The organism is Adhaeribacter radiodurans, assembly GCF_014075995.1.
Taxonomy (GTDB): Bacteria; Bacteroidota; Bacteroidia; order Cytophagales; family Hymenobacteraceae; genus Adhaeribacter; species Adhaeribacter radiodurans.
This window is the reverse complement of the sequence record NZ_CP055153.1, coordinates 4305208-4322042: the sequence shown is the minus strand read 5'-3', so window position 1 is coordinate 4322042 and position 16835 is coordinate 4305208. Positions and strand designations below refer to the sequence as shown.

The window sequence follows — 16835 nt, the reverse complement described above, 5'->3', positions numbered from 1 at the left end:
TTTAACTCCAGAAAAATATAGGGCAGAATTGTATAACCCTATGGGCTCTAAAATAAAAGCATACATTGTTCCATTTGAGGATTCAAATAAACAAATCTGATTAGCCCAAAAGCAGCTAGATTAAAAAGGTGGAAAATGAAAAATCATCAGGCAACGTTCTTGGCTTCACGGCAGCTAAGCCATCGCAAAGCCAAGAACGTTTCCTGAAAGTGTAAGTACACATCTACCAAATAAATCTTAATAGTTGAGAATTGATGTATTAGGCTTATTTTACTAAATACTTATTGGTATATCTAACTAGAATTAATTGTTAACTTAGAATTAGTAAAAATGAAATACGTATTAATCATCCACGAAGTAAAAAACTATCAAGAATGGAAAAAAATATTTGATGACGCCTCTGTTATCAGAAAAGAGGCAGGTGAAATTTCTTATCAGGTTTTGAAATATGATAATAATGCAGAAAAAATTGTACACTTTTCAGAGTGGAATTCTTTGGATAATGCCAAACAATTTTTTGAATCACCAAAATTGGTGCAAATAAGAATAGACGCAGGCGTGCAATCACCCGATTTTATTTATTTGGAAGAAATTGAAAAAGGGACGTTATAGTAATAAAAACCTTCCTGCAACAAGGTATAAATATCTGGAAGGCTAGAATTCAGGAGAATATAGCAGGAATAATTCTCGGAGGTGGGCACTACTCTGGTAATAATCCAGCAACGAAAAAAGGCCTAACTGTTTCTGCTTCTTAATTGTACAAAACCATAATATAGCCCAAATTTAACATATTACCTTAATTTTAAAAAACTGCTTTTCCAGTCTTTGGAGCGGAACTATTCTAAACGCCTATTCTGGTACATTTATAAGAAACAGAGTAAGCTATTACCTTTCCTTCTGCCCGCTTATGCAAATAAATATTCAATCTATTACTATTTATCAACGTCGGGTGAACTACATTTTACGCATTCTACCCCGAAGCTTGTCGCATCTACCCCACCATTATTTCATTTTTGTTGCCGAGATTTGTACCGTGCATAATCAATTTGAAAAATCTTTTTAGAAACTTTTTAGTTTAATAAACTATTCCGAGATGAAGCAACAGGTACTATTTATTCAAGGTGGCGGGGACGAAGGATATGAAGAAGATGCCCTGTTAGTAGTGTCTTTACAAACAGCATTGGGAGCAACTTACCAGGTGCACTATCCGCGGATGCCCTCCAATAAAGCGTTACCAGATTTTGGTTGGCTACAGCAAATCCATCAGGAAATAATGCTTTTACCGAACCAAATTATTCTGGTGGCGCACTCGCTGGGCGCTTCCATGCTCCTCAAATACTTGTCTGAAAAACAAGCTCCTAAAAACATTGCCGGGATTTTTCTTTTGGCCACTCCTTTTTGGAGCGGAGATGAAAATTGGGTGCAGGGCTTAAAACTACCAGATGATTTTCCCGGTAAACTACCAGATAAAATAACCGCTTTTCTTTACCATTGCCGGGATGACGATGTGGTTCCCTTTGAGCAGCTAGCCCGCTACCAGCAGCTTTTGCCGCAGGCGGCGGCGCGTTCCATTGAAAGTGGCGGGCATCAGTTTAATCATGATTTGTCGCGGGTAGCGGCTGATATTAAATCATTATAAAATAAGATGCTTGTAATAGCTTAATAATAGGCCGAACGGACCGGATAAAGTAAAATATGAGTTACCTTATCAATCTTGATTCCGGCTTACTAATTATGCGGGCTAATTTTTGCGTTTTTTTAATCTGGATCTTTGACGCTTCTCTCCTCCCTATTTTTATTCTTTTTTTAATCGGCTAATAGAGCATCCGCCTGCTTATTTTAAAGAAGCTGCCTACCAGGTTTTATTTCTATTTGTTTCATAAATCTTGGCCTTCCTTTCAGCGGAGAAACCACTAATTTATACTTCCCGTATCCTATTGCTGTAAAATCAAAACTACGCTTGTAATCTATTTCCCTGGTGATCTCCTTGTAAATGGAGTACCTATCCTGGGTGAATACCTGTATAATCACTCTTTTCTGATCAGGGTTCCGAAAATTCAACTCCACTTTATCCGTATTATAAATCTGAAAGGCGTGTACTTTTAAGCTGGCAGCTACATTCAGTGGGGAAGCACTGCTTTCATTTTCCCGCCAGCTTTGTTTTTTGTTATTTTGAAAAGCCAGTTTCCGGAAAGCAGGGGAACTGAGCGGTTCTGATTCCACTTGGGCCAGGACTATCGTTTTACTCGCAATCTGGTCAAATAGCTGATTGATTTTGGCGATGTTCCGATCCGTCAACCGAATGTATTTGCCAGTCATCTTTTCCTGGTATATCTGCTGGTTTTGACCGTCAAAAAATTGAATAACTGTCGTATTTGCAGCAGGATTCGTTTGAATTTGCCAATGTCCCTTTTCTGGTTGGAGGGGGTCGCGGTATTGGCGCTCCTGTCCCAGGACCGGAATACTTAGTATCCAAGTTATTGGCAGCATTGTAAGGATTTTAATTAGGGAAAGTGCACTTTGGATAGCCTTAGCCTTCATGATATTAGGGAGTATAATATAAGTACTGGACTGGTAAAAAGAGAAGCAGAACGGGAACGATGACGTGTAATAAGGTCTTCTTGTCCAGTGTATTCTTTACTGGTATTTTAAAATCAAAGACAATAGAAAGTCTTTCCAGTCTATTTTGCTTAGATGGAGAAGAGAGTTAAAGCACAAAGTAGGTTTACCCGAACAGGCTGAGATTCACTCTTGCCTCCATTAAGGTAAGAGGAGAATAATTAAGGGCGCTTAGCTGGTGGCCATTTTGTAGCGTTCGTAGAAGTACAGTGGTAAAAACCCCAGGTTCAGCAAGGCAATTCCCAGCACCAGCAGGATGGTGGCGCCAGGCCAGTGGTTCAACTTGAACAATAATCCGGTAGTGACTAGAGAAGCGGCAATATATCCGAATACATACATCATCTTTTTCATCATTATTTCTTTTTTAAATAGTAACTGAAGCTTGATCTCCTGTTGGATTTTCTGGATACCTTCTTTTCCAAAGGAGGTTAAGGAGTGGGCATAGGCGGTGGCAAAGTCACTTTCCGGGCCACTCTCAATGGAACAGCAGATATGGTCGAGCAAACTGTCCGCTAGTTTTTCCATAGTTATTCCTCTTTCCCGAATGTCTTGTTCAATGAATAGTATTTGGTCTTTCGTTAATTTCATTGCCCGGTTGTTTTAGGTTTTAAAAGGATATTCATGGTGGCGATAAAGTCAGTGAGTTCTTTTACTTTATGAGCCACAACCGAATCACCTTTCTGGGTTAAGGAATAATATTTACGCAATCTTTTGCCAATATATTCTTCCTCGGTCTGCAATATTCCATCGGCCTCTAGTTTGTGCAGGCTGGGATACAAAGCTCCTTCCGTGATCTCTATCTTTCCCTGGGTCAGTTCTTTGACTTTCTGGGTAATTTCATAGCCGTACATTCTTCTATTTTCTTCCAATAGTTTGAGAATAATAGGTTGCAGGGTGCCTTTCACTAAATCTTTTGAATACATAACTTAAATATGCATAAACATATTATGTATTCAAAAAAATATTTCATTTATTTTTAGGTAAGCTTTAAAGGTTGGATAAAAGTCGAGTGAAAAGATAAGGGGAATGGTAACCACAAATCTCTAAATGGATAAATCTCTAAATGAGTCTAATAATCAGTTTTATGATAAATTTACTGATCCTTACCATATATTTATAGTAGTGTGATATCGGAAATTCTATGATAATATGTGCTCTTACAGAATGATTAATCCTTTTAACTAACGAGTTGTCATTTCGACAATACCTAAATATTACGTCTAAAAGGAGTATAATATAAACTAATTGGGGTCCTAAATATATCCGAATAAAATAAAAAAGCCCCTTAGCTCATTGCTAAGAGGTTTTTCAGTGCTCCCGAAGGGATTCGAACCCCTATCATTGGTACCGGAAACCAACATTCTATCCATTGAACTACGGAAGCAGGTGAATTGGTGGCACGAAATTAGAAAATATCTTGAAAGAACAAAAATGAAATTGCCGCTTACTGGTTATTTCCTTTAAAAATATTGCTTAATTATTTTCAGGCCGTTAAAATTAGGGTAATGCCATCTTTGTCCTGCACCTGAATGCTATTTTCTGTTATTAGTTGGGGGTGAAAGGAAGCTTGCTGCATATGGGTAGTGAGTTCGGTAAGAACCGAAGCATCGGGTACTTTTATAACAAAAGAAGCTAAGCCAGTAGCTGCCGGGTTGCGGGAAGCGGCATTGCGGCTACGCCAGGTATTTAAACCAATATGGTGGTGATAGCCGCCAGCCGCTACAAATAAAGCTCCCGGGTACGACTCCTGCATGATAGCAAATCCTAATAATTGGTGGTAAAATTGCCGCGCCTGATTTAAATTACTCACCTGCAAATGAATGTGACCAATACCCGTTTCTGCCGCTATACCCGACCAGGGTTTATCCGGTACAGGTATTTCCCGTAACAAACCTTCTATATCTACTGGCTCCGTGGTCATTTGTACTTGCCCGTTTTGGATAGGCCAGGTTGACCGCGGCCGATCGGCGTAAATTTCGATGCCATTGCCATCGGGGTCGGCGAGGTAAATGGCTTCACTTACCCGATGATCGCCGAAACCTTGCACCGGCCAACCAGTTTGCGAAAAATGCTGCCACCATCGAGCCAGCTCTAGGCGGCTCGATACCAAGTAAGCCACGTGAAATAAACCTGGCTGTTGCGGATTTTGACGGGGTGCCGTATCGTCTTGTTCCAGTACCAGCAAAGCCGGATGTTGACCATTGGCTGATAAATGAATCTTATTAGACTCTTGTTCAATAACCTGCAACCCCATAACCTGCTCGTAAAAACTGGTAAGTACCGGTAACTGTTGGGTGCGCAAAGTTACCTGAGCAATGTACGTTGCAGCAGGAAGCAGGTAAGGAGTCATATTAGTAAGTTAGTTAAATGTAAAACTAAGGAATAAAAAGTAGCTTTTTCAAGCTATTAGTCGTTCACCGGAAGCCCACCTAACGAACTCAGGTATTTTACGAGCGAGCGTTTAGCAATAGGCAAAATAGAATGCTCAAACGGAAACCGTGCACGGGCCACCACGGCAAAAGTAGCTGGATTAGGAAAATTCCGGTTTTCGCGGGCTAACTGCAGTTTCAAACTCTCGTGGGTAAGAGCCAGGCCGCGTCGAACCGTATCCAGGTGTTGGGTGTGGATGCCCCGGTATTGTTCGTACGTATTCTTAAAGATAGTTATTTTATAAAAATAAATTTTGGTTTCCTGGCTCCAGAATTCTTCTAAAAATAAATAACCCTCGTTAAAATAGATTGGCGTAATACCTACCGGAGTTATGTCCAGATGGCGTTCTACTGTGTTGTATATTTCTTTGCCGGTATCTACGGCATGACTAAATAACGGAGCCGCAAATTGAATAATATCTTCCAGCTCTTTCATGGTTTCGTCGTCGTCTACTATTTTTTGGTAAACTAATTCCAGTTTCTCAAAATCAGCCCGACTAATACGCTCCGGGAATTGTTCGTATACTAATTTTTTATGCTCTTTTATCTGCATCAGGTTCTGGTAGTGCATAATTAGCTCCGAGAAAACAGGATATAAACGTTGCGCCCCAAATTCAGTTTTTACTCCCTGTAAATAATCAAGTAATAAGTATTTTTTGTATTCAAAATCAATCAAACCATCACTCAGCCAATTTACATGCAGCTTTTTCATAGTCTAGTGTTCAAAAAAATAGTAAATTAAAATACAAGGTTCCAGAAAAGTAAAGGCTAGTTTCCTTTTGTAGCAAAACGAACCCAACAACTTCAAATTTTAATGAGTAAAAAATACGAAAAATATAGCAGAAAGTACAATATAGTTGGAAAACGATTTACATAAAAAATCCTGTTCCAGGACTTGAAACAGGATTTTTTATGTACTAAAATAATTGAGGAAGTATTTAAAAATTAAAGCGCATCGGTTTTAGATTTTATCATTACTACTTGTTCGCGATGCGTATGGAGTGCGTCCAAAGTTTTGGCAGCGAAATTTTTAAGGTCAGGGTCCTGCAATTCGCGGGAAGCTTGCTCGTACAAACTTATAGCTTCGTCGTGGGCTATTATTTGGGTGTTCACAAAATCTTTATCGAAGGCAGCACCTGTTTGACTGGCCAGGCGGATCCGGTGTACGCGTTTATCTTCACTCAACGAATCGGGTATAGTAATTTTCTTTAACTCGGCTAAATTTTTAAGTTGCGTGCTGGAGTTTGTATGCTCCATTACCAGATATTGTCCTAATTCCCGTACTTCGGTTAGGTTGCTCTTAATAGAGGCCAGCCGCCCGGTTTGAATCTCAAATAAATCGCTATTGGCCGCTTTTACCACAAAGTCCGTTTCTGTCAGGCGTTGGTTATTTTCATCTAAATCATTTGTATCGCAGCTTACAACGGCAAAGGCAGAGCCTAGCAGCATAAAGAACAACCATATATTTACTTGTGCCTTTTTCATTTTTTTTACTAAATAAGATGCTGGATTTTACTAATAAACTATTAATCTTGTTTTTAAATTTTTGGAGTATTTCTATCAACGGAATACAATTAGCAAGAGTTAGGGTAAAGCGCTTCTTTTCCGTATTTCAGGCAAAGAAATACGCACTAATTCAGATAAATTAAGTTTATTAAGTAAAACTGAAAGCTTTTTAAAACCAAGTAAGGTAGGAATTGTACCAAAACTGAAGGGTTAATGTAAATAGGATTGTTTTCAAGTAAAAAGGCTAAAAAATTAACGGCTTTTACTTGGGCCCCGTTCCAGGCTATAGTTGGCGGTTCTATTTTTTCTTTAGCATTTCGAGGAAGTAACCAGGCTGGCTTGGTGTAACAGAATCTATTTTAGTAAATAAGTTAAAGAGAAGTAAACGAATGTAATGGGTAGATAAATAACAAGCGGCTTGTTTATTTTAGCCGCTTGTTATTTATCTACCCAGATGAACTACCTAATTAATCTAAAAAGTAAATTTTTATTTTATAAAAGCAATGTAGCATTACCGGATCGCATCAAGTGGTGGCGAGAGTAGTTTTTAAACCGGCAAAGTTACCTTCTTCATCTTGCCCAATAAGGTACGTTTCTGCGTTTACTTGATGAATGGTATACACCTGAATATTGTCTAGTGTTTGCTGAAGGATGCTTTTCAACTTCGTTAACAGAGGCAGGTTATTTTTAAATGGCGCTAAGATGGAAAGTTTAATAATAAAATCAGATAGTTCCTGTTGTTCTACTAGGGCTTGAGGGTTGTTGCCTGTCCAGGTGAGTAGTTCCGTTATCTTTAGATTGTTCTCCGGAGCAGTTGGATTTACGTGGTAAAATACTTCAAAAGGTGGCGCTTCGTCTGGTTGTGCTGCTAAACCAGAGATAGCGGCTTTAAGTGTTTGAATAATATCCGTCATGGTGTTGGTATAGTGTATAGAAGTGGATGTTCCCGTATTTTACTAAAAAAATAGTCTCTGGTTGAGTAAGCCAGAGACTATTTTTTTGTAAAAGAATTTCGAACCTGTATGATTACAATTCTCTCATACTTTATCCTAAGTACAGACTATAATTTAATGACGAATCAGTTATTTTTGCCAGTGTATAGTTCTTATTGCCAAATTTTATTCGACGAAAAAATAATAACCAGAATTTTACCGGTACAAAAAATCAAAGAGTAATCCTCAAATTACTGGCTTTAAAAGAACTACTCACGTTTGATTTTTTAGATTTAACCACTTTTAGCGGTTAGTATTTTGATTTCTTTTCTTTAGCTAATTCCTTTATTGTTTAAATACTGCATGGCCTCGTTTTCCGAAATTAGTATAAAAGTATCCAGTACTTTATCGGAGGTGCCGGTGTTGTAACCTTTAATATAAAAACATTGATTAGCTTTGTATACCGCAAAATTATGGGCGCCGTAAGGAGCATTTAAATTACGGGCGAATGGAAAAGCCCGCGATAAATCAAAGCGTTTGCCGCAATTAGTTTGGATGATGTTTGTTAGCTGTTGTTCCATTTCGCAAGAATAATTAAAACGGGTTAAAAGAAAGTAATGCTTTTGTTAAGTTGTGTTAAGATACTATTATTTTTTTGGATAAAAAAAATATTCAAACATTAATATAGTTTTTTAAGGCATTATTTTGAAATTTTTTTAATTTTTGAGTTTACCGCGGAGCTTTAATTAGATTTTTTTCAACTCGCAAATAGAAATTAGGTTAAATGCGCTAAATTCAGATAAGTAATCAGGTAGCTGTTGGCAAATAAATATTCAATTCGGGAACGTTCCACTACAAGGAAACCAATTAAGAAAAGACGACCATTTTACTGGCTAGGATTACTGGTACTACTTGCTATTGCATTCGTAGTATTTAAATACCCACCAGCCGGTCTGCTAAAGTATTGGCGCATAAAATCGGTGGAACGTTTGGCCAAAGAAGAAGAAAAATATTATTACGGCTTACCCGGTGAGCCGGTAAATTGGCCAACTGGTCAGGTATTGCGGGGGGTAGATGTATCAAGATACCAAACGCACGTGAAATGGCCGGAGGTAAAGAGAAATCAAATCTCTTTCGTATTTATCAAAGCAACTGAAGGCTTTTATGGCCGCGACCGCTTATTCCCGAAACATTGGAATAGAACCGGCCAGGCGGGTTTAATTAGAGGAGCCTACCACTTTTACCGGGCCAATCAACCCGCCTGGTTGCAAGCGCTCAACTTTATAACAATGGTAGAGATGGTTCCCGGCGATTTACCCCCTGTGCTGGACGTGGAGCAAATAGGTTACGCAACCGACGAAGAACTGCGCGAACGGATAAGCACCTGGTTGCACTGGGTAGAGTGGCGCTACAGCGTTAAACCTATTATCTACACCAATTATAACTTTTACAAAGATTACTTAGAAGGCTTTTTTGAAGAATATCCGTTCTGGATTGCGCATTATAAAGTTGACAAATTAAAACTATCTGATTACAGCCGCAAACAGGTAAAATTCTGGCAACACACCGACCGTGGGGCAGTTCCCGGAATAGAAGGACGCGTTGATTGTAATGTGTTCTACGGCAACAAAACCGCACTCGAGCAGCTTTGTCTGGAGTAAAATAAAAAGCAGGTTGGTCATTAAACCTGCTTTGAACACCTTGAGAAGTACGCACAACCTACAACTTAAAAACCTATTACCTATTCAACTCTGCCCAACTTTTTCGGAATATTTTGGCAAAGCAATAAACATCTTCGAAAGTGTTATACAGCGGTACCGGGGCTACCCGGATAACGTTAGGTTCGCGCCAATCCAGGATTACGCCGGCAGCTGTTAATTTCTCGAACAGTGCTCGCCCGTTTTGATGAATTAATAAGGATAACTGGCATCCCCGTGCTGCTGACTCGGATGGAGTAATAATTTGCAGGATGTTTTCCGGAATACGTAACTCCTGTATTAAAAATTCTAAATAACTGGTAAGTTGTTCGCTTTTGCGGCGTAAAGCTGGCATACCGGCCTCATCGAAAATATCTAGAGCTGCCTTATGGGCTGCCATCGTTAAAATGGCGCCATTACTAAGTTGCCAACCGGCTGCACCAATCATGGGTATAAAACCTTTCTTCATCTGAAAACGCTCTTCCTGACTGTGGCCCCACCAGCCGGCAAAACGTGGCAAGTCCGGATTACTAGCGTGCTTTTCGTGGACGAAAGCGGCTCCTACGCCACCTGGCCCTGAATTTAAATATTTATACGTGCACCATACCGCAAAATCAACGTCCCAGTCGTGCAATTGTAGTATTACATTACCGGCGGCATGCGCTAAATCAAAGCCTACCAAAGCCCCGACCGTGTGACCGGCTTTGGTGATGGCTGCTAAGTCAAACACCTGACCAGTGTAATAGTTAATTCCGCCTAATAATACCAGCGCTAATGAACCGGCATTGTCTGCAATAACAGCTTCTATGTCAGAGGTGCGCAAATTGCACTCGCCCGCTCGCGGCTTTAATTCAATAATTACATCTTCCGGGGAATAACCGTGAAATTTAACCTGGGTTTCCAAGGCATATTGATCCGATGGAAAGGCGCCGGATTCTGTAATAATGCGGTAACGTTGGGGAGTTGGCTGGTAAAAAGATACGAGCATCAAATGCAGGTTAGTTGTGAGGTTGTTCATTACTACAACTTCGCCGGGTTGCGCCCCCACAATGCGGGATTCTTTTTCACTGAATAATTCGTGGTATTTAAACCAGGGGTTTTTGCCGTGAAAATGTCCTTCAACGCCTAAATTTTGCCAATCGAGCAATTCCTGTTCCAGAGCTGCCCGCACCGTTTTTGGTTGTAAGCCTAAAGAGTTTCCGCACAAATAAATTGAATCTTTGCCGTTTACCTGCGGAATATAAAACCGATCGCGAAAAGAATGTAGGGTGTCGTTTTGGTCGCAAGTCCGGGCAAAAGTCAAAGAATTCTCGTACGTCATACAAATAAATTTAGTAAAGCAGTTATTTAGAAAGAACGGGAACAGCCGTTAACCGGTAAAATTCTCCATTTAGTAAATAAAGGTATACATTTACTTTCGTTGGTACTGCAAACAAGCAAATGGAGTTACCCAAGTTTACTTTATTTTACGGTTAGATATTATTAAATAACGGCACGTTAGAATTGTGGGTGCATAGATAAGATGGGTTAAGCTACTGTTAGCTTTTAAATAAATAAAGGTTAGAATTTAGGAATTATAAATTGTAATCTTTGTAGAATTAGAAACGTTTACCCCACTCACCTGGTTTAACACTACAAAATTTAAACATATTACCGGAAAATGTAGTAAGGGAGAATTTACTAATGCTACCGACCGGTACTTGCGTTATTGTTTAAAAATATATTTGAATTACTTTATCAACAACCGCAATGAATCAATTCATGTTTGCTACCGGGATAGAGAACTCCTATCCGAATATTATTTTACCAGATGGCAAAGTAAAACGTGTGGACGAAATGGAAAAATCTTTCCATTATGATTATTGGGAAGAAGATTTCAGACTAGTTAAAGAAACGGGTATTGATTACCTGCGCTACGGGCCGCCATTGTTCTCCACGCACGTAGGCCCCGGGCAATATCATTGGGATTTTACTGACGTTACCTTCCGCAAAATGGAGGAAATGGGTATTATTCCTTTGGTAGATTTGTGCCACTTTGGGGTGCCCGATTGGTTAGGTAATTTTCAAAATCCGGATTTCCCGCATTATTTTGCTGAGTACGCGCGGGCCTTTGCTGAGCGATTTCCAAATTTGCAGTATTATACACCCGTTAACGAAATATTTATTGCTGCTACTTTTTCGGCCCAGTACGGCTGGTGGAACGAATGTTTGAGCAGCGATAAAGCTTTTGTAACTGCCCTTAAAAACATCTGCAAAGCCAACGTTATGGCCATGCATGAAATTCTGAAAGTACGCCCCGATGCGGTGTTTATTCAAAGCGAATCGTCGGAGTATTTTCACGCCGAAGACCCGAGTTGTACGTCACTTGCTAATTTCTTAAATCAGAAGCGGTTTTTGTCGCTGGATTTAACGTACGGTTATCCAATCCGGGCGGTGATGTACGAATACTTGCTTGATAACGGCATGACCCGCGAGGAATACCATTGGTTTTTGCAGAATCAGGTAAAAGCCCACTGTATTATGGGTAACGATTATTATTTTACCAACGAGCACATGGTACACCCTAACGGCAGCACCAGTGCCTCCGGCGAAATTTTTGGTTATTACGTTATCACAACCCAGTATTACCGACGGTACCGGCTACCGGTAATGCACACCGAGACTAACATGATTGAGCCCAATTCGGTAAACTGGCTGCGGAAAGAATGGGCCAACGCCAAGCGCTTGCGCCGCGATGGTATTCCGTTAATGGGCTTTACCTGGTACAGTCTCATCGACCAGGTAGACTGGGATTCGGCGTTGCGCTTTGATGATGGCCGGGTAAATGCACTGGGGTTATACGACATGAACCGTCAAATTCGCCCGGTAGGAGAAGCCTACAAAGAGCTTATCAAGCAATGGAAAGGTGTAATGGAAGAAGAAAAATTCGGCTTACACTTTAATTATTATTAGAAAGATTTCAGGTTGTAGGTTTTACATTTATCAGTTTTCTATTATAATTAAATGCATGCACTATTGGCATAAACGAACAACCTAAGACGTACAACCTGCTACTTTGATAAAGTTTACTACCTTCGCATTCCATGGTATAACTATGTGCCGCTACTAACCCTATGATGACAGACGATAATAGTAATAATGGAGTAACTATTATGGGAGCCGGCCTCGTCGGCTCTCTTTTGTCATTGTATCTGGCTAAACATAATTATAAAGTAGATATTTACGAACGGCGCAACGACCTGCGGCAAAATTACAGGGAATACGGCCGTTCTATTAATCTGGCTTTAAGCGACCGCGGTTGGAAAGCTTTAGAAGGCGTAGGGATTGCCGACGAAATCCGGAAAGTAGCTATTCCAATGTATGGCCGCATGATGCACGATTTACAGGGGCAGCTTTCTTATCAGCCTTACGGAAAAGACAACCAGGCCATTTATTCTGTGTCGCGAGGTGGCTTAAATGTAACCCTGATGGATTTAGTAGATCAGAACCCTAACATTAATCTGCATTTTAACCAGCAATGTCTGCAAGCAGATTTAGTTGCCGGTGAACTGGAAATGCTGGATACCCAAAACCAAGAAAAGCATACAATCAAAACCCAACGTTTGTTCGGCGCCGACGGAGCTTACTCCATGGTACGTTATGCGTTGCAAAAAACAGAACGCTACGAATATTCGCAAAGCTACCTCGAGTACGGCTACAAAGAGCTGCGCATTGCACCCGGTCCAAATGGCGAATGGGCTTTAGAAAAAAACGCTTTACACATCTGGCCGCGGGGTTCTTACATGATGATTGCCCTGCCTAATTTAGATGGCTCTTTTACGGGTACTTTGTTTTTTCCTTACGAAGGCGATGTATCCTTTAACAGCTTGCAAACAGAGGCAGATTTAAAAGATTTTTTCGGTAAGATTTTCCCGGATGCTTTACCGCTCATGCCCGATTTAGTTGCTGATTTTTTTGAAAACCCGACAGGTTCGCTGGTAACAATTAAATGTTTTCCGTGGTCGCTGGGAGACAAAGCAGTGCTACTGGGGGATGCCGCCCACGCTATAGTGCCTTTTTATGGGCAAGGCATGAACGCCGGCTTCGAAGATTGCACAGTTTTAAATCAATTGATAGACGAACACCCTGACGACTGGCAAACTATATTCCGGATGTTTCAGGAACTACGCAAGCCCAATACCGATGCTATGGCTGAGTTAGCGGTTCAGAATTTTATCGAAATGCGCGATTTAGTGGCCAATCCTCGTTTTCTGCTGCGGAAGAAAATAGAAGGAAAAATAAACGCCCAATTTCCCGATAAATGGTTACCGCTTTACACCATGGTTACCTACACGCATCTACCGTATTCGGTGGCACTCGAAACCGGCCAGCATCAAGATAAAATCATGAAAAAGCTCATGAAACACATTAAGCAGGAAAGCGACTACGACAAACCGGAAGTACAGCAACTAGTGCAAAAATTGTTAGCGTAATAAAGCTAGAGTCTTACTTGTTTTAAAGTTTACTCGTTTTTAACAATTCTTCGGACGGTATACCGGCTACCTGCTTGCGAAATTTTTATTAAATACACCCCAATTGGCAAAGAGGCAAGATTTACCTGAGTTCGTTGGCGAAAAATACTTTTTAAAAGAACCCGCCCCAAATGATCGATTACTTCGTAGTTGAAGGAAGCCGGTGTTCCAGTTTCCAGTAATAAATAATTACTCGCCGGGTTGGGGTAAACGCGTACCGCTAGGGTATTTAAATTTTTTTTACTTCCTGTTATAGTTCCCGATTGCCGCACTTTTGCCGTATCCTGGTCGGTGAGGTAAAGGTTATCGAACCAGAGTTGGTTGTTGTTAAAGGCGCCGTGTTCACTGGTAATTTCCAAGCGGTCGATCTGTTGCCAATCAAATTTTCCTTCCGGATTATACCATTGGTTATTGTCCCAGGCGCCTTGCTCTATAAAATCGGTTAGCGGAATGTGGATATGCTGCCAGCTTCCGTTAAAATCTATTTTTTGATCATCAATCGTTACAGTGGCTCGCCAGGGGTGGTCATCGGGCTCAGTAGTTTTGGAGTCAATAAAACGAATATCAAATTTGACTCCGGGCCCGGTACCCCGCACGAAAAAATCGAGTGCGTAGGCTTTGTCCCGCAATTGCGATAAATCTTTATTGGGTTTAAAATCTAAACTTATGCTATTGTACTGTTTAGCATCTTTCCAGGAAATGCAATATTGTCCGTTATTAGGTTGATCAGGAACATAAAAATTTAAATTGCCGGCGCCATAACTTGCGTTGGTGAGGCCGTTGCCCAGAAAATCGTCGTAAATTAAAAAGCCAGCGGTATCGGGTTTAAGAACATAATTGGTTTGTGGGGGCAAATTAAAACCAAGAGCGGTTAACAACGGAAGATTTAAATTGTGTTCAAATAAATCATTCCCATCTGGCTCGAATAAACCAAAACTGCCGTGGTAATCCCAGGTTGTCCAGGCAATGTTTTTTTCTTCTAAATAGCTCCGTACGGTTTGGTACCAATTTACCCGGTCAGCAGGCAGACTGTTGGTTGCCAGCACGCCAAATTCTCCGCAATAAACGGGTACGCCGTGGGTGTTTTTAAAATTGGCCGCAATATCAATCAGTTCTTTTACTTTGGCTTCGGTACCTTCCGTGGAGTAGTTGTTATAGGCACTTTCTAGCCAGGTGTTTTTTAAATTAGCGGGTAAAGCGGGCATGGCATTCGAACGGTACGGAAAAGGCATTTGCTTTAAATCTACCATCGATGGTTCTATCCAACTGGCGCCTTGATGCGTAAACAAGAAAGGATCGTAAAAATGAAAGGTGTAAATCAAATTTTTATCAGCGTAAATAGGCATTTCGGCCATACTCTGGTAACTATTAAAATTAGTCGCTCCCACAATAAGCGTATGTTTAGTATCTACAGCCCGAATGGCGTTAATTATATTTTGTTGAATCGTATTCCATTGTGTAGCACTAATGCCGTGTGGCTCGTTCAGGATTTCGTAGTAAAGTAAATTAGAGCGGCTTTGATAATGCTGGGCTACTTGCGGCCATACTTTCTTCAGCGTATTTTCAATATCGGGTGGTGTATTGGCTACCGGATCAAAGGTATGATTATCTAAAATCAGGTGCAGGTTTAGTTCTTCGGCCCATTGAACCGGCAGGTCTAAGAATTGAAAAAAGAGCGGATCTACCGTATAATCGGGGGCACCGTTGGTCATGTAATGCAAATTAATCGGCAGCCGGATCACATCGATGCCCAAGCTTTTAATCTGCTCAAAATCTTTGCGGGTATATTTATTTATCTGGATTTCCCGAACATTATTGGCTTGAAACCAATTAGTAAGGTTAATGCCTTTTTTAAAAGGAACTTCCTGGGCAAAAAGCTTATCTGAACTGGCTAATAACAAAAAAGCGGTTATTAAAAATGTTTTTATTATTACACTTGATTTTTGAAAAAAGTAAATTACATGCATATTTTCACCCTGATTGTATTCCTGCAAACGAACAATTTAGTTGTAAGTTAAAAACGAAAGTTGTCTTCAAGTCAAATTCTTTTTATAATTTTTCTGGGCTTACTTAAAGGACTGACATTAGGCTAAAGGGTTCCTTTTGTAGAGACTTGAAAAGACTTTACGAATAAACAACCAGTCATTAGTAGTCTTTATAAATCAAAACTTCAAAAAAGACTTTCTTTTAAGACACCTGAATGCTTTCAGGAAGCAAATTATTTACTAAATCCGTTAGATCTTTCACTTCTCCTACAGCTAAATCATCTAAATTAATATTTCCAATCCGAACCCGGATAAGCCTTAAGGTAGGAAAACCAACAGCAGCCGTCATTTTCCGGACCTGGCGGTTTTTGCCTTCGGTGAGGGTAATGGATACCCAACTGGTAGGACCATGCCGGTCGTCGCGTACTTTGCGGGAGCGTTCGCTAAAATTGGGACTAGGATCTAACTTTCGGGCTTGGCAGGGTTTGGTTTGATACTTGGCATTCCGGATACCAATTTCTACACCTTGTTGTAGTTTTTCAATGGCTTGGGGTGTAATCAGGCCATCTACCTGGGCATAATATTCTTTTTCCATTTTACTGCTAGTAAAAAAGGTACTTACTTTCCCATCAGTAGTAAGTAAGAGTAAGCCTTCGCTGTCCTCATCTAAACGACCAATAGCCATTGTACCAACCGGAAAAGGATACAACTCGCCGAGGCGTTTTTTCTTTTGGGCTTCTCCTACAAACTGACTTAAATAGCCATAAGGTTTATGCAGAATAAAATGGTGATGCGGCATGCAGATAAAGGTAAATTATTTGTGTAAGGCAACTTGCCCCGGTAGTTTATTCCCTTGGGTAAATATAAGCAGTAGGTAGTTGCCTTTCTATTTGTTAAAAATTACTAATTACCACTTTCAGAAGCGCTGGTTATAGTTATTGCAAAAAGTTAAACGGAGCAACAAATCCTTATAGCCAAAATAAACAATAGCACGAAGAAAAATCCCCACGACGTTCGATTCATTGCCGCGGGGATTTTAGTAATTGGTATTGAAATGATGCTAAGCGTAAGGTTCGGGTACAACCATTCGGGAGTTAATCCAGGCGGTACCCAGAATGGCTCCGACTAGAAACAAAGTGGTAAAACCCGTAATAGT

The 16835-nt window shown here is 40.4% G+C and carries 17 protein-coding genes and 1 tRNA gene; 6 read left to right on the top strand and 12 right to left on the bottom strand.

What is annotated here, in order from left to right; genetic code table 11:
- Positions 1 to 330 precede the first annotated feature (330 nt).
- The 3 genes from HUW48_RS17265 (at position 331) to HUW48_RS17255 (ending at position 1639) form a co-directional block, all read left to right on the top strand.
- Positions 331 to 612: an antibiotic biosynthesis monooxygenase gene (locus HUW48_RS17265; protein WP_182412129.1), complete on the top strand. Its 282-nt coding sequence runs from the start codon at positions 331 to 333 to the stop codon at positions 610 to 612.
- 295 nt (positions 613 to 907) lie between these two features.
- Positions 908 to 1063 carry a hypothetical protein gene (locus HUW48_RS17260; protein ID WP_182412128.1) on the top strand — a complete coding sequence of 52 codons (156 nt, stop codon included), beginning with the start codon at positions 908 to 910 and terminating at the stop codon, positions 1061 to 1063.
- A 30-nt stretch (positions 1064 to 1093) separates the two neighbouring features.
- The gene (locus tag HUW48_RS17255; RefSeq protein ID WP_182412127.1) at positions 1094 to 1639 is read left to right on the top strand and encodes an alpha/beta hydrolase; all 546 of its coding nucleotides are present in this window, start codon (positions 1094 to 1096) and stop codon (positions 1637 to 1639) included.
- Between the two features lie 200 nt (positions 1640 to 1839).
- Here HUW48_RS17255 and HUW48_RS17250 read toward each other — a convergent pair whose 3' ends face one another.
- The 9 genes from HUW48_RS17250 to HUW48_RS17210 all read right to left on the bottom strand — a co-directional run bounded on the left by HUW48_RS17250 (position 1840) and on the right by HUW48_RS17210 (position 8067).
- Positions 1840 to 2490 carry a hypothetical protein gene (locus HUW48_RS17250; protein ID WP_182412126.1) on the bottom strand — a complete coding sequence of 217 codons (651 nt, stop codon included), beginning with the start codon at positions 2488 to 2490 and terminating at the stop codon, positions 1840 to 1842.
- 300 nt (positions 2491 to 2790) lie between these two features.
- Entirely contained in the window at positions 2791 to 3207 is a 417-nt protein-coding gene (locus HUW48_RS26850) for a GldL-related protein (protein ID WP_220463943.1), read from the bottom strand.
- Positions 3204 to 3542 carry a PadR family transcriptional regulator gene (locus HUW48_RS17240; RefSeq protein WP_182412125.1) on the bottom strand — a complete coding sequence of 113 codons (339 nt, stop codon included), beginning with the start codon at positions 3540 to 3542 and terminating at the stop codon, positions 3204 to 3206. Before HUW48_RS17240 ends, HUW48_RS26850 begins: the two co-directional genes overlap by 4 nt.
- A gap of 389 nt (positions 3543 to 3931) precedes the next feature.
- Positions 3932 to 4003: transfer RNA gene (locus tag HUW48_RS17235), tRNA-Arg, on the bottom strand.
- Between the two features lie 99 nt (positions 4004 to 4102).
- Complete coding sequence (locus HUW48_RS17230) at positions 4103 to 4969, bottom strand: VOC family protein (protein ID WP_182412124.1); 867 nt, start codon at positions 4967 to 4969, stop codon at positions 4103 to 4105.
- A gap of 56 nt (positions 4970 to 5025) precedes the next feature.
- Positions 5026 to 5760, bottom strand: a complete 735-nt coding sequence (locus HUW48_RS17225; protein WP_182412123.1) for a hypothetical protein — start codon at positions 5758 to 5760, stop codon at positions 5026 to 5028.
- Between the two features lie 233 nt (positions 5761 to 5993).
- Positions 5994 to 6533 (bottom strand): DUF4142 domain-containing protein, encoded by a 540-nt coding sequence (locus HUW48_RS17220; protein WP_182412122.1) that lies wholly within the window; start codon positions 6531 to 6533, stop codon positions 5994 to 5996.
- Positions 6534 to 7078: 545 nt separating this feature from the next.
- A complete protein-coding gene (locus HUW48_RS17215; RefSeq protein ID WP_182412121.1) occupies positions 7079 to 7468 on the bottom strand; it encodes a nuclease A inhibitor family protein in 390 nt (129 codons plus the stop codon).
- A 350-nt stretch (positions 7469 to 7818) separates the two neighbouring features.
- Positions 7819 to 8067, bottom strand: a complete 249-nt coding sequence (locus HUW48_RS17210; RefSeq protein WP_182412120.1) for a hypothetical protein — start codon at positions 8065 to 8067, stop codon at positions 7819 to 7821.
- A gap of 237 nt (positions 8068 to 8304) precedes the next feature.
- Between HUW48_RS17210 and HUW48_RS17205 the strand changes: the two genes are divergently transcribed.
- Positions 8305 to 9147, top strand: coding sequence for a glycoside hydrolase family 25 protein (locus HUW48_RS17205; protein ID WP_182412119.1), 843 nt, complete (start codon positions 8305 to 8307; stop codon positions 9145 to 9147).
- A gap of 76 nt (positions 9148 to 9223) precedes the next feature.
- Here the strand turns inward: HUW48_RS17205 and kynU are convergent, their stop codons facing one another.
- Positions 9224 to 10504, bottom strand: a complete 1281-nt coding sequence (kynU, locus tag HUW48_RS17200; protein ID WP_182412118.1) for a kynureninase — start codon at positions 10502 to 10504, stop codon at positions 9224 to 9226.
- A 428-nt stretch (positions 10505 to 10932) separates the two neighbouring features.
- On the opposite strand from kynU, the gene HUW48_RS17195 reads away from it, so the two are divergent.
- Together HUW48_RS17195 and HUW48_RS17190 are read left to right on the top strand one after the other, a co-directional pair.
- Positions 10933 to 12135, top strand: coding sequence for a family 1 glycosylhydrolase (locus HUW48_RS17195; protein ID WP_182412117.1), 1203 nt, complete (start codon positions 10933 to 10935; stop codon positions 12133 to 12135).
- A 161-nt stretch (positions 12136 to 12296) separates the two neighbouring features.
- Positions 12297 to 13655 carry an FAD-dependent oxidoreductase gene (locus HUW48_RS17190; protein ID WP_246343527.1) on the top strand — a complete coding sequence of 453 codons (1359 nt, stop codon included), beginning with the start codon at positions 12297 to 12299 and terminating at the stop codon, positions 13653 to 13655.
- Between the two features lie 29 nt (positions 13656 to 13684).
- Here the strand turns inward: HUW48_RS17190 and HUW48_RS17185 are convergent, their stop codons facing one another.
- Positions 13685 to 15595 (bottom strand): cellulase family glycosylhydrolase, encoded by a 1911-nt coding sequence (locus HUW48_RS17185; RefSeq protein ID WP_182412116.1) that lies wholly within the window; start codon positions 15593 to 15595, stop codon positions 13685 to 13687.
- 286 nt (positions 15596 to 15881) lie between these two features.
- Positions 15882 to 16478 carry a pseudouridine synthase gene (locus tag HUW48_RS17180; RefSeq protein WP_182412115.1) on the bottom strand — a complete coding sequence of 199 codons (597 nt, stop codon included), beginning with the start codon at positions 16476 to 16478 and terminating at the stop codon, positions 15882 to 15884.
- Positions 16479 to 16835 lie beyond the last annotated feature (357 nt).

Bases quoted from the DNA above. Each gene is read 5' to 3' on its own strand.
- HUW48_RS17265 (WP_182412129.1), top strand. From the start codon at position 331: ATGAAATACGTATTAATCATCCACGAAGTAAAAAACTATCAAGAATGG.
- HUW48_RS17260 (WP_182412128.1), top strand. From the start codon at position 908: ATGCAAATAAATATTCAATCTATTACTATTTATCAACGTCGGGTGAAC.
- HUW48_RS17255 (WP_182412127.1), top strand. From the start codon at position 1,094: ATGAAGCAACAGGTACTATTTATTCAAGGTGGCGGGGACGAAGGATAT.
- HUW48_RS17250 (WP_182412126.1), bottom strand. From the start codon at position 2,490: ATGCTGCCAATAACTTGGATACTAAGTATTCCGGTCCTGGGACAGGAG.
- HUW48_RS26850 (WP_220463943.1), bottom strand. From the start codon at position 3,207: ATGAAATTAACGAAAGACCAAATACTATTCATTGAACAAGACATTCGG.
- HUW48_RS17240 (WP_182412125.1), bottom strand. From the start codon at position 3,542: ATGTATTCAAAAGATTTAGTGAAAGGCACCCTGCAACCTATTATTCTC.
- HUW48_RS17230 (WP_182412124.1), bottom strand. From the start codon at position 4,969: ATGACTCCTTACCTGCTTCCTGCTGCAACGTACATTGCTCAGGTAACT.
- HUW48_RS17225 (WP_182412123.1), bottom strand. From the start codon at position 5,760: ATGAAAAAGCTGCATGTAAATTGGCTGAGTGATGGTTTGATTGATTTT.
- HUW48_RS17220 (WP_182412122.1), bottom strand. From the start codon at position 6,533: ATGAAAAAGGCACAAGTAAATATATGGTTGTTCTTTATGCTGCTAGGC.
- HUW48_RS17215 (WP_182412121.1), bottom strand. From the start codon at position 7,468: ATGACGGATATTATTCAAACACTTAAAGCCGCTATCTCTGGTTTAGCA.
- HUW48_RS17210 (WP_182412120.1), bottom strand. From the start codon at position 8,067: ATGGAACAACAGCTAACAAACATCATCCAAACTAATTGCGGCAAACGC.
- kynU (WP_182412118.1), bottom strand. From the start codon at position 10,504: ATGACGTACGAGAATTCTTTGACTTTTGCCCGGACTTGCGACCAAAAC.
- HUW48_RS17195 (WP_182412117.1), top strand. From the start codon at position 10,933: ATGAATCAATTCATGTTTGCTACCGGGATAGAGAACTCCTATCCGAAT.
- HUW48_RS17190 (WP_246343527.1), top strand. From the start codon at position 12,297: ATGATGACAGACGATAATAGTAATAATGGAGTAACTATTATGGGAGCC.
- HUW48_RS17180 (WP_182412115.1), bottom strand. From the start codon at position 16,478: ATGCCGCATCACCATTTTATTCTGCATAAACCTTATGGCTATTTAAGT.